Source organism: Mesorhizobium montanum (genome assembly GCF_033977145.1).
In the GTDB taxonomy this organism is placed as follows: domain Bacteria; phylum Pseudomonadota; class Alphaproteobacteria; order Rhizobiales; family Rhizobiaceae; genus Mesorhizobium; species Mesorhizobium montanum.
Genome location: NZ_JAVIJF010000009.1, coordinates 109297 through 129114, shown reverse-complemented (window position 1 = coordinate 129114; position 19818 = coordinate 109297). Strand labels below are relative to the sequence as shown.

The window sequence follows — 19818 nt, the reverse complement described above, 5'->3', positions numbered from 1 at the left end:
GTCGCCGGCCATTGGCCGTACATAGTCTTCAGGAGAAAAGACCATGACGGTACATAAACATCCATCTCGCAGTCGTGCCCGTGGTGAACGTCTGGAAGCACGTATCACTGCAGATCAGAAGAGCCTGATTGAGCATGCTGCGGCGCTGCAGGGCCGCACCGTGACGGACTTCGTGCTGACCAGCGTCCAGGAAGCTGCGCGGCGAGCCATCGAAGAGCATCAGCGCCTCGATCTATCCGTCCGTGACAGCCGGGCCTTCGTGGATGCCCTCGTCAATCCGAAGCCTGTGAACGACCGTCTGCGCGATACGGTGCGTCGGTATCGCCAAGCCATCGGTATCTGAGAGTGACGGGCTCGACTGAGGCCTCTTTACGAGTTGAGGTACTCGGTCCGCAGCACGGCAAAAACTCATTCGAAAGCGGGGCAGAACCACTCGATCGATATCTTCGACTGCAGGCTGGACAAGACGCCCGCAAGAACATTGCGGCGCCGTTCGTGCTGGTCATGCCGGATGGAGCTATCGCTGGTTACTACACGCTCTCGTCGACTGCGGTGAGTGTCGGCGAATGGCCTGCCCAGACTGTCCGCAAGCTGCCGCGTTATCCGCTCATTCCGGCGACGCTGCTAGGACGCCTAGCCGTCGATCGACGGCAACATGGCCGGGGTTACGGCCGATACCTCCTGGCCGATGCCTTGCTTCGGTCACTCAGAAGCGAGATTGCCTCCTTCGCTGTTGTTGTCGATGCAAAGGACGAGAACGCCCGGCGCTTCTACGAACGCGAGAGTTTTTTGCCATTTCCGGATCAGCCGATGAGGCTATTTCGGCCAATGGCCGATATCGCGGAGCTGTTCGAATGAAGAATACTTCGAAGGAGAGTAAGAAATCCAAACGGCAAGAGCGCCTGACGCGCGAAGCAATGGCCGATGTAGATACAGGCCGTGTGGCAGACCACGCAGCTGTTCTCGCCTGGGCGGAAAGCCTCAGTACCCACTGTCCGCTCCCGGCACCTTACCCGAAGATGCGATAAGCCAGGCGCAACCCGGCCAATCTTCCGCTTGCGGTCAACCCGGCTTCGGCCTAAGTCACCGGCAACCCCCCGGAGACTTTTATGGCTGGCACATCCCAACACGGCAAAGCGTTCATTCGCCCGAAGGCGAAGGCGCATCTGCTCATTGTCGAAGCGCGTTTTCACGACGATCTCGCCGACGCCCTGCTCGAAGGCGCGATCGGCGCGCTCGAAGAGGCCGGTGCCACCTATGACGTCGTCACGGTTCCCGGTTCGCTGGAAATCCCCGCCGTGATATGCTTCGCGCTCGATGGCGCCGCCGAAGGCGGCACGCATTATGATGGTTTTGTCGCGCTCGGCACCGTCATCCGCGGCGACACCTATCATTTCGACATCGTCGCCAATGAATCGAGCCGTGCGCTGATGGACCTTTCGCTGCAGGAGGCGATCGCTGTCGGCAATGGCATTCTGACCACCGAAAATGATGCGCAGGCCTGGGGGCGTGCGCGCAAAACGGAAGGCGACAAGGGCGGCTTCGCTGCGCGCGCGGCGCTGACCATGATCGCGCTCAAAGAGAAATTCGGAGCCCAATCGTGACCGAGCCCGCCTCGACCGGTGCGGTGCGCCACGCCAACAAGCGCGGCGCCGCCCGTCTTGCCGCAGTGCAGGCGCTCTACCAGATGGATGTGGCCGGCAGCGGCGTCTTCGAGATCACGGCCGAATACGAAACCTTCCGCCTCGGCAAGGAAGTCGACGGCGCGCTCTATCGCGAGGCCGACGCGCAATGGTTCCGCGCCATCCTGACCGGCGTCGTCGAAAACCAGAAGACCATCGACCCGGTGATCCGCCAGGCGCTGACCGAGGATTGGCCGCTGTCGCGGCTGGATTCGACGCTGCGCGCCATCCTGCGCGCCGGCGTCTATGAATTGATGAAGCGCGAGGACGTGCCGGTGGCGGTGATCGTCTCCGAATATGTCGACATCGCCAAGGCCTTTTACGAGGAAGACGAGCCGAAGCTGGTCAACGCCGTGCTCGATCGCGTCTCCCGCCGCGTGCGCGGCGAAGGCCGCGGCAAGGACGCTTCGTGACAACCGCCACGGCCGTGGTCGCCGAGACCGGCAGGGAAGGGCGCCGTACCGCGGTGCTGCTTGCCGCGGCGCAGGCGATCGTCGGTTCGGCGGCGCCGATCGCCATTTCGCTCGGCGCGCTTGCCGGTCAGTACCTGCTTGGTCCCGACAAATCGCTGGCGACGGCGCCGGTCACCGGTTTCAATCTCGGCGTGGCGCTCGGGGCCTTGCCGGCCGCCGCCATCATCCGCCGGCTCGGCCATCGCGGCGGCTTCATGACCGGCACGATCGTCACTGCGCTCGGCGGGCTGATCGCGACGCTGGCGCTCTATCAGGCGAGCTTCTGGCTGTTTGCTTTCGGCTTGGGTATCATCGGCGTCGGCGGCGCCTTCGTCCAGCAATTCCGTTTTGCAGCGGCCGACAACGCGCCGCCCGAGTTCAAGGCGCGCGCCATTTCCTTTGTACTGGCCGGCGGCATCATCACCGCCATCCTCGGGCCGCAGATCGTCATCTACACCCGTGAATCGCTGGCCCCGGTGATGTTCGCCGGATCCTTCGTCTCGATCTTGCCGCTGGCAGCGGTTGGCGCGATCATCCTGTCGTTCCTGCGTGTTTCCTCGCGCACAGGCGCCGTCACCGAAACCCCCGCGACCGATGCTCGGCCGTTGGCTGAAATCGTCACCCAGCCGCGCTTCGTCGCAGCACTTTTCTGCGCCGTCGGCAGCTACGCGCTGATGAGCTTCGTCATGACCGGCGCACCGCTTGCCATGGTCGGCTGCGGCCTGTCGGAAGACAATGCGACGCTTGGCATTTCATGGCACGTCATGGCGATGTTTGCGCCGAGCTTTTTCACTGGATCGCTGATCCATCGCTTCGGCGCCGAGCGTATCGTTGCGACCGGCCTCGTCCTGCTCATCGGCTGCGCCGCCGTGGCGCTTTCGGGCCTTGCGCTGTGGCAGTTCTGGACGGCGCTGATCCTGCTCGGGCTCGGCTGGAATTTCGGCTTCATCGGTGCCACCGCCATGGTCGCCGCCAGCTACCATCCTTCCGAGAAGGGCAAGGTCCAGGGTTTCCACGACTTCGTCCTGTTCGGCTCCGTCGCCTTTGCCTCGCTGATGTCCGGCGCGATCTACAATGCCTGGGGCTGGACCATGCTGAACTGGATCGTCTTCCCGGTCGTCGTTCTTTGTTTTGTCGCGCTCGGCACGTTGAAGCTGCCGGGCTTGCGCGCCGCCAACTGACATTACGCTGTCGGGACCGGGCTCGGCACCTGCTTCGTACGGGGAACAAAAATATTGCGCTGATCGCCTCAGTTATGAAACCGTGTGCCCCGACCGGACGTTATAGGCGTGCTCAAATGCGGCCCCACCGGATTCCCGGTTCATAGCAAGGGATTTTCACGATGTTTTCAATCAGAAAGCTCGCCTTGACGGCGATCGTGCTCGGCATCACCGCTGCCTCGGCCAGCGCCCAGGTAGTCGTCTCGTCAAAAATCGACACGGAAGGCGGCGTGCTGGGCAACATCATCCAGCTCGTGCTGAACGCCAACAACATCAAGACCACCGACCGCATCCAGCTCGGCGCAACGCCCGTCGTGCGCAAGGCGATCACCGCCGGCGAGATCGACATCTATCCCGAATACACCGGCAATGCCGCGTTCTTCTTCCAGAAGGCCGACGACCCGGTCTGGAAGGATGCCGCCAAGGCCTACGAGACCGCCAAGAAGCTCGACTACGACGCCAACAAGATCGTCTGGCTGTCGCCGTCGCCGGCCAACAACACCTGGGCGATCGCGCTGCGCAAGGAGGTGGCCGACGAGAACAAGCTCGTCACCCTCACGGACTTCGGCAAGTATGTCGCGGGCGGCGGCAAGGTGGTGCTCGCCGCTTCCGCCGAGTTCGTCAATTCGGCGGCAGCACTTCCGGCCTTCCAGACTGCCTATGGCTTCACGCTGAAGCCCGACCAGCTCATCACGCTCTCCGGCGGCGATACCGCGGCGACCATCGCCGCCGCCGCCAACCAGACCAACGGCGCCAATGCCGCCATGGTCTATGGCACCGATGGCGGCATCCAGCCCTCCGGCCTCGTCGTGCTCGAGGACGACAAGAGCGTGCAGCCGGTCTACCAGCCGGCGCCGATCATCCGCGAAGCGGTCCTGAAGCAGCATCCCGAAATCGAGGCATTGCTGAAGCCGGTCTTCGCCAAGCTCGATCTCGTCAAGCTGCAGCAGCTCAACGGCCGCGTCCAACTGGGCGGCGAACCCGCCAAGGGCGTGGCGGAGGATTTTTTGAAGAAGAACGGGTTCTTGAAGTAGCAGCAAGCGCGTCGAAGAAAACGTGAAGCCGGTGCGAGGCGCCCCCCTCTGTCCTGCCGGACATCTCCCCCTCAAGGGGAGAGATTGGCAATCGCTGCGTCCTGCTTCCTTCTCCGCCCTCGGCGATTGCTTAAAGCGCTCGCGACGTCCGATCTCCCCCCTGGAGGGGGAGATGGCCGGCAGGCCAGAGGGGGGCGCCTCGCGCAACCGCTCCTCATGACCCTCCGCTTCGACAAGCTCGGCGTGGTGATCGCCGCGATCGTCGCCTACGCCGCCTTGGCGGCACCCTTTGCCACGTTCCGCGCCAACCGCATCGTGCCGGGACAGGCGCGCTCGATCCTGGAGGCGTTGCCGCCGACGCTTGGCATGCTGCTGCTGGCGATAGTGATCGCGGGTGGCATAATTGCCCTGATCAGGACGCCGCTCATCCTCAGGCTTGCCGCCAGCATCGTCGCGCTTGTCGCACTTACGATCTTGATCGGCGTCGCCGGCGGTTTCCTGACGCCGGCCGGCAACACGTTTGCCCGCGTCGCTCCGGCATCCGGTTTCTGGCTGCTGATCTTTGCCTTCACATTGCTCCTGGCCGATGTGCTTACACGGCTGGACCTGTCGCCCTGGTCACGCGTCGGCGTGCTCATGCTTGCAACGCTCGCCATCACCGCGCTGCTCGTTTCCGGGCGCTGGGACAGTCTTTCCATCCTCAAGGAATACGCCAGCCGCGCCGACGGTTTCTGGGCCGAAGCTTCCAAGCACGCTACGCTGGCCCTTGGCTCGCTGGCCGGCGCGGTGATTGTCGGCATACCGCTCGGCATCCTTTGTCATCGCGTCGAGAAACTGCGGGCGGGCGTCCTCAATGTGCTCAACATCATCCAGACCATTCCGTCGATCGCGCTCTTCGGCCTTCTGATCGCGCCGCTCGGCTGGGTCGCGATCCATGTGCCGGGTGCCGCCGCGCTCGGCATCAGGGGCATCGGCACCGCGCCGGCCTTTGTCGCCCTTTTCCTCTATTCGCTGCTGCCGGTGGTGGCCAACACCGTGGTCGGCCTTGCCGGCGTGCCGCGCGCCGCCAACGACGCCGCGCGCGGCATGGGCATGACCGACCGCCAGCGCCTGTTCGATGTCGAGTTCCCGCTCGCCTTTCCGGTGATCCTGACCGGCATCCGCATCGTGCTGGTGCAGAATATCGGCCTTGCCACCATCGCCGCGCTGATCGGCGGCGGGGGCTTCGGCGTGTTCGTCTTCCAAGGCGTCGGCCAGACGGCGATGGACCTCGTGCTGCTCGGCGCGCTGCCCACAGTGGCGCTGGCCTTTGCGGCGGCCATCATCCTCGATGCGGTCATCGAGATGACCGCCACCAAGCGCAGGGTAGTTGAAACGGCATGATCGAGATCGAAAGCATCACCAAGCGCTATGACGGGACGACGGTGGTCGATAATGTTTCGATGGTCATCGAGCCGCGCACCATCGCGACCATTGTCGGCACATCGGGATCCGGCAAGACAACGCTGCTCAGGATGATCAACCGGTTGGTCGAGCCGACCTCGGGCATCATCAAGCTCGACGACGCCGACAACCGCTCCGTGCCCGCCTATCAGCTGCGCCGCAGCATCGGCTACGCCATCCAGGGCCACGGCCTGTTTCCGCATCGCACGGTGGCGCAAAACATCGCCACCGTGCCGTTGCTGCTCGGCTGGGACAGGGATCGCATCAAGGCGCGGGTCGACGAGCTGATGACGCTCTACCAACTCGATCCACAGGGCTATGGCCAGCGCTATCCGCATGAGCTTTCCGGCGGCCAGCAGCAGCGCGTCGGCGTTGCCCGCGCGCTTGCCGCCGAGCCCAACGTGCTGTTGATGGATGAGCCCTTCGGCGCGCTCGACCCGATCATTCGCACCAAGGCGCAGGAGGATCTGCTGGCGATCCAGAAGCGCTTCGGCACCACGATCATTCTCGTCACCCACGACATGGAAGAGGCGGTGCATATGGGCGACAAAATAGCCGTCATGGACGCCGGCAAGCTGGTGCAATACGCAAAGCCGGCGGAGATTCTAGCCAGGCCGGCGAGCGGCTTCGTCGAGACACTGGTCGGCGCCAGCGAAAGGCCGTTCCGGCTGCTGTCGCTTGGCCACGTGCGCGATGCCGTGGAGCCGGGTGGCGCCGAAGGCGAGGCGATCCCCGGTGACGCCACGCAGCGCGACGCGCTGGCCGATCTCCTTTGGTCGGGCCGCCCTTCGCTGCCGGTGAAAGACGCCGACGGCAAGCTGCTCGGCCGCGTCACCGTCGAAGGATTGGTGAAGCGCGCGGCGAGGCCGCAATGAAAGCCTGGCTGCCCGGGCTGCTGAGGCTGGCCGTTCTGGTGCTGCTGGTGGTCTTCATCACCAGTCCCAACTGGTTCGAGCCGCTGCTGAAACCTCTGACCGAGAACGGCGCGCCGGCAATCTACAACCAGGGCAGCCTGCTGACGCTGACCCTGCAGCACCTGGGGACTGTGCTGATCGCGACGGTCGCGGCGACGATCGTCGCGGTGGCGCTCGCCATCCTCGTCACCCGACCGGTCGGAGCCGAATTCCTGCCGCTGTCGCGCAGCCTGGTCAATATCGGCCAGACCTTTCCGCCGGTCGCGGTGCTGGCGCTTGCCGTGCCGGCTGTCGGTTTCGGCGAGAAGCCGACGCTGATCGCGCTCTTTCTCTACGGCCTGCTGCCGATCTTCGAGAATGCGCTGACGGCGCTCACCACGCTGCCCGGCAACGTGATGGAGGCGGCGCGTGGCGCCGGCATGACCGGCTGGCAGAGGCTGATGAAGGTCGAACTGCCGTTGAGCGCCCCGGTGATCCTTGGCGGCATCCGGCTCTCAGTAGTGATCGGCCTCGCCACTGCAACAATCGGATCGACGGTTGCCGCCAAGACGCTGGGCGAGGTGATCATCGCCGGCCTGATCTCGAACAACCTTGCCTTCGTTCTGCAGGGTGGCCTGATCGTCGCCGCGCTTGCGGTGCTGATCTATGACGGCCTGTCGGCGATCGAGCGCTACGCCGCACGCCGCATGGGGCAGGGGGCAGAATAGCCTCACGTGGCGGTGATGCCCTTGCGTCATTTCAATCGATCTAATTCCGGGTCCGCGCTGGCATAACAGTTAGTGCGTTCTTCTTTTGGGCGAAAGCCGGGCAAAAACCGAACAATATCTTGACGTTCCAGGCCCTGTTTCGCATACACCCCAGGCAAGGGGTGGATTCCGCGCGGCATTCATTCTCGTTCCAACGGCCCAGGGAGGGGTTCTTTTGGGCCAACAATCGAGGAAAATCCGGCAATGACCATCATTTCCGCCGTCATCGCCTGCGGCCTGCTTTCTGTCCTTTACGCCATATGGGCGACACGTTCGGTCCTCGCGTCCGATCAGGGCAATCAGCGCATGCAGGAAATCTCCGCGGCCATCCGCGAAGGCGCCCAGGCCTATCTGGCGCGCCAGTACACCACCATCGCCGTTGTCGGCATCGTCGTGCTCCTGCTTGCCTGGTGGCTGCTTTCCATCACCGCCGCGATCGGCTTCCTGATCGGCGCCGTGCTCTCGGGCGCCGCCGGCTTCATCGGCATGCATGTCTCGGTTCGCGCCAATGTGCGCACCGCGCAGGCTGCCTCCAACAGCCTTGCCGCCGGCCTCGACATCGCCTTCAAGTCGGGCGCCATCACCGGCATGCTGGTGGCGGGCCTGGCGCTGCTCGGCGTCTCGATCTACTACCTCATCCTGACCCGTTTCATGGGTCTCCAGCCCGACGACCGTATCGTCATCGACTCACTTGTTTCGCTTGGTTTCGGCGCCTCACTGATCTCGATCTTTGCCCGTCTCGGCGGCGGCATCTTCACCAAGGGTGCGGACGTCGGCGGCGATCTCGTCGGCAAGGTCGAGGCCGGCATTCCGGAAGACGATCCGCGCAATCCGGCCACCATCGCCGACAATGTCGGCGACAATGTCGGCGACTGTGCTGGCATGGCCGCCGACCTGTTCGAAACCTATGCCGTCACCGTCGTCGCCACCATGGTTCTCGCCGCAATCTTCTTCGGCGGTACCGCCGTTCTGGGTTCAGCCATGCTCTATCCGCTCGCCATCTGCGGCGCCTGCATCCTGACCTCGATCGTCGGCACCTTCTTCGTCAAGCTTGGCTCCAACGGCTCGATCATGGGCGCGCTGTACAAGGGCTTGATCGTCACCGGCCTGCTCTCCATCGTCGGCCTGGGTGTCGCTACTTCGGCAACGGTCGGCTGGGGCGAGATCGGCACCGTCGCGGGTATCGCCATCACCGGCAAGAACCTGTTCATCTGCGGCCTGATCGGCCTCGTCGTGACCGGGCTCATTGTCGTGATCACCGAATACTATACCGGCACCAACAAGCGCCCGGTGAATTCGATCGCCCAGGCATCCGTCACCGGCCATGGCACCAACGTCATCCAGGGCCTTGCGGTCTCGCTGGAATCGACGGCGCTGCCGGCAATCGTCATCGTCGGCGGCATCATCGCCACCTACCAGCTCGGCGGCCTGTTCGGCACCGCGATCGCCGTCACCACCATGCTTGGCCTCGCCGGCATGATCGTGGCGCTCGACGCCTTCGGCCCGGTCACCGACAATGCCGGCGGCATTGCCGAAATGGCCGGCCTGCCGAAGGAAGTCCGCCACTCGACCGACGCGCTCGACGCCGTCGGCAACACCACCAAGGCGGTGACCAAGGGCTATGCCATCGGCTCCGCCGGCCTCGGCGCCCTGGTGCTGTTCGCGGCCTACTCGAACGACTTGAGGTTCTTTGCCGCCAATGGCGACAAATACCCCTACTTCCAGGGCATGGGCGAGATCTCCTTCGACCTCTCTAACCCCTATGTCGTCGCCGGCCTGATCTTCGGCGGCCTGATCCCTTATCTGTTCGGCGGCATCGCGATGACTGCCGTCGGTCGCGCCGCCGGCTCGATCGTCGAGGAAGTGCGCAAGCAGTTCCGCGAGGACAAGGGTATCATGGCCGGCACCTCCAAGCCGAACTACGCTCGCGCCGTCGACATCCTGACCAGGGCGGCGATCCGGGAAATGATCATCCCGTCGCTGCTGCCGGTGCTGGCGCCGCTCGTCGTCTATTTCGGCGTGCTCCTGATCTCGGGCTCGAAGGCCTCGGCCTTCGCCGCGCTCGGCGCCTCGCTGCTCGGCGTCATCGTCAACGGCCTCTTCGTCGCCATCTCGATGACCTCCGGCGGCGGCGCCTGGGACAACGCCAAGAAGTCGTTCGAGGACGGTTTCACCGACAAGGACGGCGTCAAGCACCTGAAGGGCTCCGAGGCGCACAAGGCCTCGGTGACCGGCGACACCGTCGGCGATCCCTACAAGGACACCGCCGGCCCGGCCGTCAACCCGGCGATCAAGATCACCAACATCGTGGCGCTGCTGCTGCTCGCCGTGCTCGCGCACGGCTGAGCAAGACAACTCGCAAAAAACGAAACCGCGGGGAGCGATCCCCGCGGTTTTTATTTGAGCGGTTCCTGGTGTGCCGGCAGCGCTGCATCGGCCGGCTTCCGCTGTTCGCTCGAAGCTCGGTAACGCGCCAGCATCTGGTTCAAATCCGGTTCGCGCTCCGGCATTGGCGACAGCCCCCGAACCTTGCGCAACGTCGCCAACCGCCGCGCGGATGTTTGCGCCGCAACGATCGCGCTCGCGAATGAATGCCCAAGGCGGCCATCAGTCGGCGCTTGAGATGAGATAGCTGATTGAGCCGGGTTGCCGCGGCTCCGTGGCGCTGGCCAGTATCTTGGCAAACAGCACGTTGGACGCGCTTATCGCATCGACCAGCCCCTGGAAATCGCCGCAACGTCATTCGTGGCTATACGGGCATAAGCAAGCACAGCCCGGCTGCCGCCGGCCAGCAAAAACCCGCCGATTGGCGGGTCTTGTTTATCCAGCTTGCCGTGTGAGCAAACTCAAGGCGTACCGCCGCCGCCTGGTATGCCAGGGGCTATCTTCGACGCGCCCTTGATCACCTGGCTGAGGAAGTTCTGGTCCTTGCCGCCGGTCGGCGTGGTCCTCGAGACGAAGTCGAAGATCTTGCCGTCCTTGAGGCCGTAATTGGCGATCTGGGTGACGCGGCCGTCGGCGCCGAAATAGACCGCAAGCACGTGCTGGTCGATGATATGGGGATTGTCGAAGGCGACGTAGCGCTTGCGCGTCTGCGAGATGTAGTAGAAGGCCTCATTGTCGAAGGTCGCCGTCGTCGACGGCGTGCCCAGGGCCAAGAGCACTTGTTCGCGGCTCGATCCGACCGGCACCGAATCGATCGCCTGCTGGTCGATGACATAGCCTTTCGTCAGCGTCTCGGTTGGGTGGAGATCACCGAACATCTTGGACGAATTGCAGGCGGAAAGCGCTGATATCACCACCAGCAGCGAGGCCACGCCCACCGGGGCGGGCGCAAAGAACGACTTGAATTTCAGCGCACCCAACAACAATTCTCCATCACATCCCCGCAACTTGCGCTGGGCCGCAAAACCGGTAAACCAGCTTGCATGCCGATGCAACAAGGCCAAATCAAACACCAGGTCCCCGGGAGACCGCCCTCAATGTTCCAGCGCCTTTTTGGCCGCGAACGCAATGCCAACCGCGCTATCACCGACGCGCTCTACGCACTAATCGTGGCGGCGGCGCGGCAAACGGTGTTTTATTCCGACTGGAATGTGCCGGATACGCCGCTCGGCCGCTTCGAGATGCTGTCGTTGCATATGTATCTCATCCAGCGCCGGCTGCGTGGCGAGCAAGGTGTGGCGGCCGAGGTCGCGCAGGTGCTGATCGACGAGTTCTTCCGCGATGTCGAACATTCGCTGCGCGAACTCGGCATCAGCGATGTCGGCGTGCCCAAACGCATGAAGAAGCTGGCAAAGATGTTTTACGGCCGCACGGCCGCCTATGACGACGCCCTCAAGGAAGACGACCGGGTGGCGCTCGCGGCGGCGCTCGCCCGCAATGTCAGGCCGGACGCCGGCTCTTGGCCGCAGGCGCCGCTCCTGGCGGACTATGTTGGCGGGGCCTCGCAAAAGCTTGCCGCGCAGCCGACCGAATCGATCGTTGCCGGCATGGCCGCGTTTCCAGCTGCCGGGGCGGCCTGAAGGAGGCCAGCATGAAAGACGCCGAATTGCCCAGCCCGGTATCCTTTGTCGCCAATGTCGCGCGGCTGCCGCAAAAGGGCCTGCCGGTCGTGGTCGAGGCCGACGGGCGCCAGCGCGAAGCGCTTGCCGCCGAACATGATCTGCTTTCGGTCGAAAACTACCGCGCCGAGCTGCTGGTGGTTTCGTGGAAGCGCAATGGCGTCAAGGTCACCGGCCGCGTCGAGGCCGACATCACGCAGGCCTGCATCGTCACCCTGGAGCCGGTGACCGCGCATATCGACGAGCCGGTCGAGGCGCTGTTTTTGCCCGAGCGGTCGAAACTGGGACGTGAGGGTTTCGAGGCCGGCGGAGAGATCATCCTCGACGCCGACGGGCCGGACAGCCCGGAGACATTTTTCGGCGACACCATCGACGTCGGCGCGCTGGCCGAACAGTTTTTCGGTCTGGCGATCGACCCTTATCCGCGCAAGCAAGGAGTCTCGCTCGACATTGGCGGCGACGATCAGTCCGAGGAAAGCGAATTCCAGAAAAAGCTGCGTTCGCTGCTTGGAAAATCCTGAGAGTGATCCGGATTTTGGAAAAGTTGGTTGTGCGGCAGCCCAAAACCGCTATTTTCGCCGAACCTTCGCGAGCCCCCTTACCTTGGCAAGCGTCCGCCGCAAGCCAGGCAAACCGTGAGAAAAGTACTACGTGATCAGGATTTCCATCGATGCCATGGGCGGCGATCACGGACCGAGCGTGGTCATCCCGGCGCTGATGACCGTCGCCATCCGCCGCCCTGACATCCGCTTCGTCATCTACGGCCGCGAGGACGTGGTGCGTCCCGAACTCGCCAAATTCCCGAAGCTCGCCGAAGTGAGCGAGTTCGTTCATTGCGAGATCGCCGTGCGCATGGACGACAAGCCGAGCCAAGCACTGCGCCACGGCCGCTGGAAGTCGTCGATGTGGAAGGCCGTCGAGGCGGTAAAGAACGGCGGCGCGCAGGCCTGCATCTCCGCCGGCAACACCGGCGCGCTGATGGCGATGTCGAAATTCTGCCTGCGCACCATGGCCACCATCGACCGCCCGGCGATCGCCGCGCTCTGGCCGACGACGCGCGGCGAAAGCGTGGTGCTCGATGTCGGCGCCACCATCGGCGCGGACGCGCACCAGCTCATCGATTTCGCCATTCTGGGCACCGGCATGGCGCGCTCGGTGTTCGGCATCGAGCGGCCGAGCGTTGGCCTGCTCAATGTCGGCGTCGAGGAGATCAAGGGCCAGGAAGAGGTCAAGGAGGCCGGCCGCATGCTGCGCGAGGCCAATATGGCCTCGATGAATTATCGCGGCTTCGTCGAAGGCGACGATATCGGCAAGGGCACGGTCGACGTGGTGGTCACAGAAGGCTTTGCCGGCAACATCGCGCTCAAGACCGCCGAGGGCACGGCAAGGCAGATCGCCGGCTATCTGCGCGCCGCCATGAGCCGCACCCTTATGGCCAAGATCGGCTACGTCTTCGCCAAGGGCGCCTTCGACAGGCTGCGCGAGAAGATGGATGTCGGTCGCTCCAATGGCGGCGTCTTCCTGGGGCTGAACGGCATCGTGGTGAAGAGCCACGGCGGCGCCGATTCGGACGGCTTCGCCGCGGCCATCGAGCTCGGCTACGACATGGTGCGCAACAATTTGCTTGACCGGATCGAGGCCGACCTCGATCTGTTCCATGCGCGCAACCCGACTGCCCAGGCAAATAGGAAATCCGGTGTCTCCGCCGACGCCGAGGAATAGGAACGAGCTTTGATCAGATCAGTCGTGCGCGGCAACGGTGCCGCGCTGCCCCGCCGCATCATGAAGAATGCCGATTTCGAAGGCATGGTCGAGACCTCCGACGAGTGGATCGTCCAGCGCACCGGCATTCGCCAGCGCCACGTCGCGGCCGATGACGAGACGACGGCCTCGCTGGGCGAGGCGGCGGCGCGCGCTGCGCTCGACAGCGCCGGTATGACGCCTGCCGATATCGACCTTATCATTCTGGCGACTTCGACGCCCAACAACACCTTTCCGGCGACCTCGGTCGAGATCCAGGACCGGCTCGGCATGCATCATGGCTTCGCCTTCGACCTGCAGGCCGTGTGCTCGGGCTTCGTCTATGCCGTCGCCACCGCCGACCTTTATATCCGTGGCGGGTTGGCCAGACGTGTCCTGGTGATCGGTTCGGAAACCTTCTCGCGCATCCTCGACTGGAACGACCGCTCTACCTGCGTGCTGTTCGGCGACGGCGCCGGAGCGCTGGTTCTCGAAGCCGAAGAAGGAACCGGTGCGATCACCGATCGCGGCGTGCTGGCGGCGAGCCTGCGCTCCGACGGCGTGCACAAGGACAAGCTCTTCGTCGACGGCGGCCCTTCGACGACGGGAACCGTCGGCCATCTCAGGATGGAAGGCCGTGAAGTGTTCAAGCATGCCGTCGGCATGATCACCGACGTCATCGAGGCGACCTTCGGCGAGGCCGGCATAACCGCGCAGGACCTCGACTGGTTCGTGCCGCATCAGGCCAATAAACGGATTATTGACGCTTCCGCCAAGAAGCTCGGGATTGCCGAGCAGAAAGTGGTGGTCACCGTCGATTTACACGGTAACACCTCGGCTGCCTCGGTGCCGCTGGCTCTCTCGGTGGCTGTCGACGACGGCCGCATCAAGAAGGGCGACCTGGTGCTTCTCGAGGCGATGGGGGGAGGCTTCACCTGGGGCGCTGTGTTGCTCCGCTGGTAAGTGCCGAACGCACCGGTTCGGTTCTTGACCTTGACGGATCAATTACTTAGGCTCTGCCTTTACCTGTATCGATTTACGTTTTTGCGAGCAGATGGGACGGTCGCATGGGGGGAAAGACACTTACGCGCGCCGACCTTGCTGAAGCCGTTTACCGGAAGGTTGGCTTATCGCGAACTGAATCGGCGGAGCTCGTCGAGGCTGTCCTGGACGAGATCTGCGAAGCCATCGTTCGCGGCGAGACGGTCAAGCTGTCGTCCTTTGCCACCTTCCATGTCCGTTCCAAGAACGAGCGCGTCGGCCGCAATCCCAAGACCGGCGAGGAAGTGCCGATCCTGCCGCGCCGGGTGATGACGTTCAAATCGTCGAACGTGCTCAAGAGCCGGATCCTGCGTTCGCACCAGAACAGCAAGGGCAAGGGCGGCAAGTAGTTTGCTGGCGAATGCGGTTGAAAACCGTCGGCCGTTCTGATGCTGGGCTTGAATATCGTTTCATAAACCGCTGAAATAAGGCGCGAGTCGGTATCATGCGCCGGATCGCGGTCCAGTGTGGAGGATTGGCCCATGGACAAGAGTCCCGATGCTTTCCGCACCATCAGCGAAGTCGCGGAAGATCTCGATCTGCCGCAGCACGTGCTGCGTTTCTGGGAGACGCGCTTCACCCAGATCAAGCCGATGAAGCGTGGCGGCGGCCGCCGCTACTACCGGCCGCAGGACGTCGAACTGATCAAGGGCATCAGGCATATGCTCTACGATCAGGGCTATACGATCAAAGGCGTGCAGAAGCTGTTGCGCGAGAACGGCAACCATTTTCTGGTTGCCATCGGCAGCGGCGACATGGCCGCCGTGGAGGCGATCGCCCAGCGCCGCCAGGCCGAGCAGGTGCCGCTGACGGCGGCCGCGCAGCCGCGCGGCGACGAGGATGCGCTTGTCGGCCAGCCGAAGGTAAAGCCCAGCCGCCGTTTCTTTGGCCTCGGCAAAAGCGACGACGAAGGCCCGGTTCAACCCGACTCTTCGAAATTGTCACGTGACAATCGCGCCTTGCTGCAGGAAGCGCTGTTCGACCTGCTGGAATGCAAGCGCCTGCTCGACCAGGTTCGATGAACGGTCATTATTCGACCTGACGCCGCGCCATCAGCCCGCCGGAACTGGCGCTTCGTCCGTGCGTTAGGCCTTCTCCAGGAGAAGGACAATTCGCATGGCATTTTCGACCCTTTCCGACCTTGATATCGACAAGCAGGTCGCGGTGCTCTCGCGACAACTTAACGATCTCAAGAAGGTTTTGGCCAAGCGCGGTGACGCCTATTACGAGGACGGCCGCGAGGCGGCGTCTGACTACTACTCGCAGCTTGCCGATCGCCTGCACGAGGCGCTGCCGGCTATAAGGCGCAGGGGCAGGGCGCTCGAGCGGACGGCGCGCGATCATCCGGCTACGGCTGCTGCTGTCGGACTGGTCGTGGTCGGGTTGCTTGCCGGCCTGCTCATCAGCCGGCGCTGATCTTCATGGATTCGATATGGAAATGGCGGCCGCGCGATTTTTTTCATTTGGGCGCAAATACCCGATGCCGCTGCAGACATGAACCTTGATGTCGGTGGCGAATGATCCGCTCGCGAGCGCCCAGGCGGTACCTGGTCGGCAGGCGGTCGCTGATCCCCATCAGACACATTCCGGAATGCGGTTCGGCATCGCCGGATGCTTAAGCAGAAAAACTCCGACGGGAAGGCCGGCGCTCAACAATCGAAGGCCCGCCTTCCCATCGGCAGCGGGAAGGATCACATGTGGTGATTATAATGGTGGTGACGGTGATGATGCCGACGATGATGCCTGTAATGATACCTGTGGTGATGACGATGATGACGGTGATGCTTCTTCATCATCGGAGCCGCATCAGCGCTGGTGGCGCCGAGGATCGGGATGGTGAACGCCAGGGCCAGAGCCAACCCGAGCGCGGAGAGGAAGGACTTCTTCATGACTCGTTTCCTTTTTCGCGGGCGTTCCGAGATCCACCGGACCAAATCCGTGACCCAAGCCCCGCGACAGGAACTATCCTCCTGGTTTTTTTCGACAATTTTTCCCAAATGTAGATTGTTGTTTCTGGATTGTTTCTGACTGCCCCTCACAACGCTGCGCGTCCTTTCGGGCGCGCAGCGCTACGCTGTGACACCAATTTCCCGATCACACGCTGGCTGACAGGCCAGCCTTCATCGCCTCACATCGGCGGAGCGACGCCGTGATTGCCGACCACGACACGGCGCGAAACGAGCTTGCCGTTGCTGTTGCGATCGGCGGAGACGAACACCGCCATGCCCGGCTTGAGGTCAGCCGGCTTGGCGGTCGCGAACGTCACGATCGGCGTCGATTGCGGGATTGCGATCTGCTTCTTCTGGCCGTTGCCATAGGTGAGCGTCACCGTCCGGCCGCTCACTTCGGTCACGTCGGCGACCGTGCCGTTGGTCATCCGGCTGTTGGGCTTCAGGTCCCAGGCACGGTCGCCTTCTCCCGTGCCCTTCAGCGCGGCCGGGAAGATCACGACTTCCAGCGCGCCGCTGCCGCCATCGGCTTTGGACACCGATGCGATGCCGAGGAAATCGCCTTGTTTGATATCGGCGGCCGATGCTTTGGCGACACCGGAGATCATCCAGTCGGGGGAAAGGGTGACCGTATCGGTCTTGCCGTCGCGGGCTTTCACCGTCAGCGCCGTTCCGGCGAAGTTGGCCACCGTGCCGCGAACGCGCACGGTTTGCGCCTGCGCGGCGCCGGCAAAAGCTGAAATTGTGGCGAGTACGATGGAGAAAGTGACTAGCTTCGGTTTCATGGCATCCGATCCTTCCAAAGGAGTTAGCGCCGCCCGCCGTCAACCAGAGACACAAACTTAACGAATTGGAGCAGCCAAAATGCCAGTGGGTTCGCTTTTCAGCGCTTCAAAAGAACTTGATTGAGCGGCGCGCGACCTTACATATGCGAGGCCTGCGATACCCGGCCGAAAATGCCGCTTCACGATGGCGTGACGGCCGAAGCTCTTGGCAAATCATTTGTTAACGAGCATTCTCCCGCCAGTCTCAGGCAACGCCACATTTCATCAGACCCTGTTTCATCTCAAGGAGTTGCCATGCCCAACACCGCACGAAACGCTGTTTCCAATGACATCATTGCCGCGTCCGGTCTCAATCCGTTGAAAGCCGCTCGCGAAACAAGGGGATATACGATCGAGGAGCTTTCTTTGACCTGCGGCCTGGCCGTGGGCGAGATCGTCGACATGGAGGACGGCAAGGACGCCGATCCCGCCAAGCTCCGGCGCATTGCCTCGGCATTGCAGATGCCGGAAGAGGAATTGATCAGAGTGCCGGCCGGCGAGAATCGGCCCACCCAGCAATAGACGCCAAAAGCGTCCATTCGAAAGCCCGCCGGCTTTAGCCAGGCGGGCTTTTTAGTGCGCGCAACGCAGAGCCGTGGCTCTTGCCAGTGACCGCGGCGCTGTGCGATTCGCGGGCTGTTGTTCGACATATGACGAGGGTCGCCATGAGCTTGGAATCGGTTCGCGCCTTTTTTGCAGAGCACGCGCCGGACGTGGAGGTTATCGTCACCGAGGCAAGCTCGGCCACCGTTGCTCTGGCGGCAGAGGCGCATGGCGTGACGCAGGCGCAGATCGCCAAGACGATCTGCCTGCGCGTCGGCGACGCGACCATGCTGGTCGTGACCAGTGGCGTCGCCAGGCTCGACAACCGCAAGTTCAAGGACAGGATGGGCGGCAAGCCGCGCATGCTTGGCGGCGAGGAGGTGCTGGCAGTCACCAGCCATCCGCCGGGCGGCGTCTGCCCGTTCGGCCTGCCGGCGCCGCTGCCGATCTATTGCGATCTCTCGCTCAAGGCTTTCGACGAGGTCGTTCCTGCGGCCGGCGCCACCAATGCCGCGGTGCGCATCACGCCGCAGCGCATGGCCGATCTGGTCGGTGCCGAATGGGTCGACGTTTGCCAGTAACAATTGCCGCCTAGATATCTCTTCGCGGCCCGCGAAAAAGCTATCGCGCGGCTTTGACCGGTATCGGCTGCGGCGCTCGCTTCCATTTGGTTTTGCCGCCCGTGCCTTCTGCCGGCGCTTTTCGCCGTCGCGCCTCGACAACTCGAAAGCGTCGACAAACGGCCAAAGATTTGGACATTAGTCTTGACAGAAATACAGATGTTCAATACCCGTCAAGCAATCGAACAGCATGCGATATGGGAGGAATAAGCGGCATGGCTTCCAATATTTCGTTGACGGGCCTTGCCCGTGACCTCGAGGAACGCGCCAAGTCCGGCAAGCCCATCCGCATCGGCCTGATCGGCTCCGGCGAAATGGGAACCGACATCGTCACCCGCGTCGCCCATATGTCCGGCATCGAGATCGGTGCCATTTCCGAACTCAACCTGCCGGCGGCCAGCAAGGCCGTCGATATCGCTTTCCAGGAGACCGGTCATGCGCGCGAGGTTTCGAATGCCTCGGCGATGACGTCGGCCATGGAGGCCGGCAAGATCGCCGTGACCAACGATTCCAGCCTTGTCATCGGCAACGAGCTGATCGACGTCGTCATCGATGCCACCGGCGTTCCCGCCGTCGGCGCCGAGATCGGTCTGCGCGCCATGGAGCACGGCAAGCACCTGGTGATGATGAATGTCGAGGCCGACGTCACCATCGGCGCCTACCTCAAGGCCGAAGCCGACCGGTTGGGCGTCACCTATTCGCTGGGCGCCGGCGATGAGCCGTCTTCCTGCATGGAACTGATCGAGTTCGTCTCCGCCATGGGCCACCCGATCGTCGCCGCCGGCAAGGGCAAGAACAACCCGCTCAACATCGACGCCACGCCTCCCGACTATGAGGAGGAGGCCAAGCGCCGGCACATGAATGTGCGCATGCTGGTCGAGTTCGTCGACGGCTCGAAGACCATGGTCGAGATGGCGGCGATCGCCAACGCGACCGGGCTGGTGCCTGACAAGCCGGGCATGCACGGTCCGGCGGCGACGCTTGGAGAATTGTCCAAGGTGCTGGTGCCTGAGAAGGACGGCGGCGTGCTGTCGAAGGTCGGCGTCGTCGACTATTCGATCGGCAAGGGTGTGGCGCCCGGCGTATTCGTGGTCGCCGACATGTCGCATCCGCGCATCTCGGAACGCATGGAGGATCTGAAGATGGGCAAGGGCCCGTACTTCACCTTCCATCGCCCCTATCACCTGACTTCGCTCGAAGTGCCGCTGACATGCGCCCGCGTCGTGCTTTACGGCAAGGCCGACATGGTGCCGTTGGCCAAGCCAGTAGCCGAGGTCTGCGCTGTCGCCAAGAAGGATCTGAAGCCTGGCGACAAGCTCGATGCCATCGGTGAGTATTGCTATCGCGCCTGGATAATGACGGCCCCGGAAGCCCATGCAGCCAGGGCCATTCCCTGCGGCCTGCTGCAGGGCGGTTCGGTCACCCGGCCGATCAAGAAGGGCGAGCTCATCACCTATGCCAACGCGGCGCCCGCACCGGGCTCGAAGATCGCCGAGCTGCGCGCCCGCCAGGACAAGCTCGTCTACGGAACCGTGGAGGCGTGATC

General features: G+C 63.3%; 24 protein-coding genes. 21 read left to right on the top strand and 3 right to left on the bottom strand.

The window, feature by feature from the left end; all coding sequences use genetic code 11:
* Positions 1-43 precede the first annotated feature (43 nt).
* The 11 genes from RFM68_RS14400 to RFM68_RS14355 all read left to right on the top strand — a co-directional run bounded on the left by RFM68_RS14400 (position 44) and on the right by RFM68_RS14355 (position 9837).
* Entirely contained in the window at positions 44-343 is a 300-nt protein-coding gene (locus RFM68_RS14400) for a type II toxin-antitoxin system TacA family antitoxin (protein ID WP_320233642.1), read from the top strand.
* Positions 344-345: 2 nt separating this feature from the next.
* Complete coding sequence (locus RFM68_RS14395) at positions 346-858, top strand: GNAT family N-acetyltransferase (RefSeq protein ID WP_320233641.1); 513 nt, start codon at positions 346-348, stop codon at positions 856-858.
* Positions 855-1028 (top strand): hypothetical protein, encoded by a 174-nt coding sequence (locus RFM68_RS33835; RefSeq protein ID WP_502572768.1) that lies wholly within the window; start codon positions 855-857, stop codon positions 1026-1028. Before RFM68_RS14395 ends, RFM68_RS33835 begins: the two co-directional genes overlap by 4 nt.
* 81 nt (positions 1029-1109) lie before the next feature.
* Entirely contained in the window at positions 1110-1604 is a 495-nt protein-coding gene (ribH, locus tag RFM68_RS14390) for a 6,7-dimethyl-8-ribityllumazine synthase (RefSeq protein WP_320233640.1), read from the top strand.
* Entirely contained in the window at positions 1601-2095 is a 495-nt protein-coding gene (nusB, locus tag RFM68_RS14385) for a transcription antitermination factor NusB (RefSeq protein WP_140785261.1), read from the top strand. Before ribH ends, nusB begins: the two co-directional genes overlap by 4 nt.
* Positions 2092-3315: an MFS transporter gene (locus tag RFM68_RS14380; RefSeq protein ID WP_320233639.1), complete on the top strand. Its 1224-nt coding sequence runs from the start codon at positions 2092-2094 to the stop codon at positions 3313-3315. The genes nusB and RFM68_RS14380 overlap by 4 nt, the downstream gene beginning before the upstream one ends.
* 161 nt (positions 3316-3476) lie before the next feature.
* Positions 3477-4388 (top strand): glycine betaine ABC transporter substrate-binding protein OsmF, encoded by a 912-nt coding sequence (gene osmF, locus RFM68_RS14375; RefSeq protein ID WP_320233638.1) that lies wholly within the window; start codon positions 3477-3479, stop codon positions 4386-4388.
* A gap of 216 nt (positions 4389-4604) precedes the next feature.
* A complete protein-coding gene (locus tag RFM68_RS14370; protein ID WP_320233637.1) occupies positions 4605-5771 on the top strand; it encodes an ABC transporter permease in 1167 nt (388 codons plus the stop codon).
* Entirely contained in the window at positions 5768-6706 is a 939-nt protein-coding gene (locus tag RFM68_RS14365; RefSeq protein ID WP_320233636.1) for an ABC transporter ATP-binding protein, read from the top strand. Before RFM68_RS14370 ends, RFM68_RS14365 begins: the two co-directional genes overlap by 4 nt.
* Positions 6703-7452: an ABC transporter permease gene (locus RFM68_RS14360; protein WP_320233635.1), complete on the top strand. Its 750-nt coding sequence runs from the start codon at positions 6703-6705 to the stop codon at positions 7450-7452. Before RFM68_RS14365 ends, RFM68_RS14360 begins: the two co-directional genes overlap by 4 nt.
* Before the next feature lie 243 nt (positions 7453-7695).
* Complete coding sequence (locus tag RFM68_RS14355; protein ID WP_320233634.1) at positions 7696-9837, top strand: sodium-translocating pyrophosphatase; 2142 nt, start codon at positions 7696-7698, stop codon at positions 9835-9837.
* Positions 9838-10337: 500 nt separating this feature from the next.
* On the opposite strand, the gene RFM68_RS14350 is transcribed toward RFM68_RS14355, so the two are convergent.
* A complete protein-coding gene (locus tag RFM68_RS14350; protein ID WP_320233633.1) occupies positions 10338-10856 on the bottom strand; it encodes an outer membrane protein assembly factor BamE in 519 nt (172 codons plus the stop codon).
* Positions 10857-10973: 117 nt separating this feature from the next.
* On the opposite strand from RFM68_RS14350, the gene RFM68_RS14345 reads away from it, so the two are divergent.
* The 7 genes from RFM68_RS14345 (at position 10974) to RFM68_RS14315 (ending at position 15752) form a co-directional block, all read left to right on the top strand.
* Positions 10974-11516 carry a ubiquinol-cytochrome C chaperone family protein gene (locus RFM68_RS14345; protein WP_320233632.1) on the top strand — a complete coding sequence of 181 codons (543 nt, stop codon included), beginning with the start codon at positions 10974-10976 and terminating at the stop codon, positions 11514-11516.
* 11 nt (positions 11517-11527) lie between these two features.
* Complete coding sequence (locus RFM68_RS14340) at positions 11528-12076, top strand: YceD family protein (protein WP_320233631.1); 549 nt, start codon at positions 11528-11530, stop codon at positions 12074-12076.
* A 130-nt stretch (positions 12077-12206) separates the two neighbouring features.
* Positions 12207-13277 (top strand): phosphate acyltransferase PlsX, encoded by a 1071-nt coding sequence (gene plsX, locus RFM68_RS14335; RefSeq protein ID WP_320233630.1) that lies wholly within the window; start codon positions 12207-12209, stop codon positions 13275-13277.
* 9 nt (positions 13278-13286) lie between these two features.
* Positions 13287-14258 (top strand): beta-ketoacyl-ACP synthase III, encoded by a 972-nt coding sequence (locus tag RFM68_RS14330; protein ID WP_320233629.1) that lies wholly within the window; start codon positions 13287-13289, stop codon positions 14256-14258.
* A gap of 104 nt (positions 14259-14362) precedes the next feature.
* Positions 14363-14686: an integration host factor subunit alpha gene (locus tag RFM68_RS14325; RefSeq protein ID WP_320233628.1), complete on the top strand. Its 324-nt coding sequence runs from the start codon at positions 14363-14365 to the stop codon at positions 14684-14686.
* 132 nt (positions 14687-14818) lie between these two features.
* Positions 14819-15358: a MerR family transcriptional regulator gene (locus tag RFM68_RS14320; RefSeq protein WP_224582182.1), complete on the top strand. Its 540-nt coding sequence runs from the start codon at positions 14819-14821 to the stop codon at positions 15356-15358.
* A gap of 94 nt (positions 15359-15452) precedes the next feature.
* Positions 15453-15752, top strand: a complete 300-nt coding sequence (locus RFM68_RS14315) for an ElaB/YgaM/YqjD family protein (protein WP_320233627.1) — start codon at positions 15453-15455, stop codon at positions 15750-15752.
* A 275-nt stretch (positions 15753-16027) separates the two neighbouring features.
* Here RFM68_RS14315 and RFM68_RS14310 read toward each other — a convergent pair whose 3' ends face one another.
* Both RFM68_RS14310 and RFM68_RS14305 read right to left on the bottom strand, forming a co-directional pair.
* Positions 16028-16225 (bottom strand): hypothetical protein, encoded by a 198-nt coding sequence (locus RFM68_RS14310; RefSeq protein ID WP_320233626.1) that lies wholly within the window; start codon positions 16223-16225, stop codon positions 16028-16030.
* A 239-nt stretch (positions 16226-16464) separates the two neighbouring features.
* On the bottom strand, positions 16465-17070 hold the full coding sequence (locus RFM68_RS14305; RefSeq protein ID WP_320233625.1) for a single stranded DNA-binding domain-containing protein: 606 nt from the start codon (positions 17068-17070) through the stop codon (positions 16465-16467).
* Between the two features lie 294 nt (positions 17071-17364).
* Between RFM68_RS14305 and RFM68_RS14300 the strand changes: the two genes are divergently transcribed.
* The 3 genes from RFM68_RS14300 (at position 17365) to RFM68_RS14290 (ending at position 19816) form a co-directional block, all read left to right on the top strand.
* Complete coding sequence (locus RFM68_RS14300) at positions 17365-17631, top strand: helix-turn-helix domain-containing protein (RefSeq protein ID WP_320233624.1); 267 nt, start codon at positions 17365-17367, stop codon at positions 17629-17631.
* A 143-nt stretch (positions 17632-17774) separates the two neighbouring features.
* Positions 17775-18233 carry a YbaK/EbsC family protein gene (locus tag RFM68_RS14295; RefSeq protein ID WP_320233623.1) on the top strand — a complete coding sequence of 153 codons (459 nt, stop codon included), beginning with the start codon at positions 17775-17777 and terminating at the stop codon, positions 18231-18233.
* Between the two features lie 254 nt (positions 18234-18487).
* Entirely contained in the window at positions 18488-19816 is a 1329-nt protein-coding gene (locus RFM68_RS14290) for an NAD(P)H-dependent oxidoreductase (RefSeq protein WP_320233622.1), read from the top strand.
* Positions 19817-19818: the final 2 nt, after the last annotated feature.

Bases quoted from the DNA above. Each gene is read 5' to 3' on its own strand.
- RFM68_RS14290 (WP_320233622.1), top strand. From the start codon at position 18,488: ATGGCTTCCAATATTTCGTTGACGGGCCTTGCCCGTGACCTCGAGGAA.
- RFM68_RS14325 (WP_320233628.1), top strand. From the start codon at position 14,363: ATGGGGGGAAAGACACTTACGCGCGCCGACCTTGCTGAAGCCGTTTAC.
- RFM68_RS14370 (WP_320233637.1), top strand. From the start codon at position 4,605: ATGACCCTCCGCTTCGACAAGCTCGGCGTGGTGATCGCCGCGATCGTC.
- RFM68_RS14345 (WP_320233632.1), top strand. From the start codon at position 10,974: ATGTTCCAGCGCCTTTTTGGCCGCGAACGCAATGCCAACCGCGCTATC.
- RFM68_RS14295 (WP_320233623.1), top strand. From the start codon at position 17,775: ATGAGCTTGGAATCGGTTCGCGCCTTTTTTGCAGAGCACGCGCCGGAC.
- RFM68_RS14300 (WP_320233624.1), top strand. From the start codon at position 17,365: ATGCCCAACACCGCACGAAACGCTGTTTCCAATGACATCATTGCCGCG.
- RFM68_RS14355 (WP_320233634.1), top strand. From the start codon at position 7,696: ATGACCATCATTTCCGCCGTCATCGCCTGCGGCCTGCTTTCTGTCCTT.
- RFM68_RS14340 (WP_320233631.1), top strand. From the start codon at position 11,528: ATGAAAGACGCCGAATTGCCCAGCCCGGTATCCTTTGTCGCCAATGTC.
- RFM68_RS14305 (WP_320233625.1), bottom strand. From the start codon at position 17,070: ATGAAACCGAAGCTAGTCACTTTCTCCATCGTACTCGCCACAATTTCA.
- RFM68_RS14320 (WP_224582182.1), top strand. From the start codon at position 14,819: ATGGACAAGAGTCCCGATGCTTTCCGCACCATCAGCGAAGTCGCGGAA.
- RFM68_RS14365 (WP_320233636.1), top strand. From the start codon at position 5,768: ATGATCGAGATCGAAAGCATCACCAAGCGCTATGACGGGACGACGGTG.
- RFM68_RS33835 (WP_502572768.1), top strand. From the start codon at position 855: ATGAAGAATACTTCGAAGGAGAGTAAGAAATCCAAACGGCAAGAGCGC.
- RFM68_RS14315 (WP_320233627.1), top strand. From the start codon at position 15,453: ATGGCATTTTCGACCCTTTCCGACCTTGATATCGACAAGCAGGTCGCG.
- RFM68_RS14360 (WP_320233635.1), top strand. From the start codon at position 6,703: ATGAAAGCCTGGCTGCCCGGGCTGCTGAGGCTGGCCGTTCTGGTGCTG.
- RFM68_RS14310 (WP_320233626.1), bottom strand. From the start codon at position 16,225: ATGAAGAAGTCCTTCCTCTCCGCGCTCGGGTTGGCTCTGGCCCTGGCG.
- osmF (WP_320233638.1), top strand. From the start codon at position 3,477: ATGTTTTCAATCAGAAAGCTCGCCTTGACGGCGATCGTGCTCGGCATC.
- RFM68_RS14400 (WP_320233642.1), top strand. From the start codon at position 44: ATGACGGTACATAAACATCCATCTCGCAGTCGTGCCCGTGGTGAACGT.
- ribH (WP_320233640.1), top strand. From the start codon at position 1,110: ATGGCTGGCACATCCCAACACGGCAAAGCGTTCATTCGCCCGAAGGCG.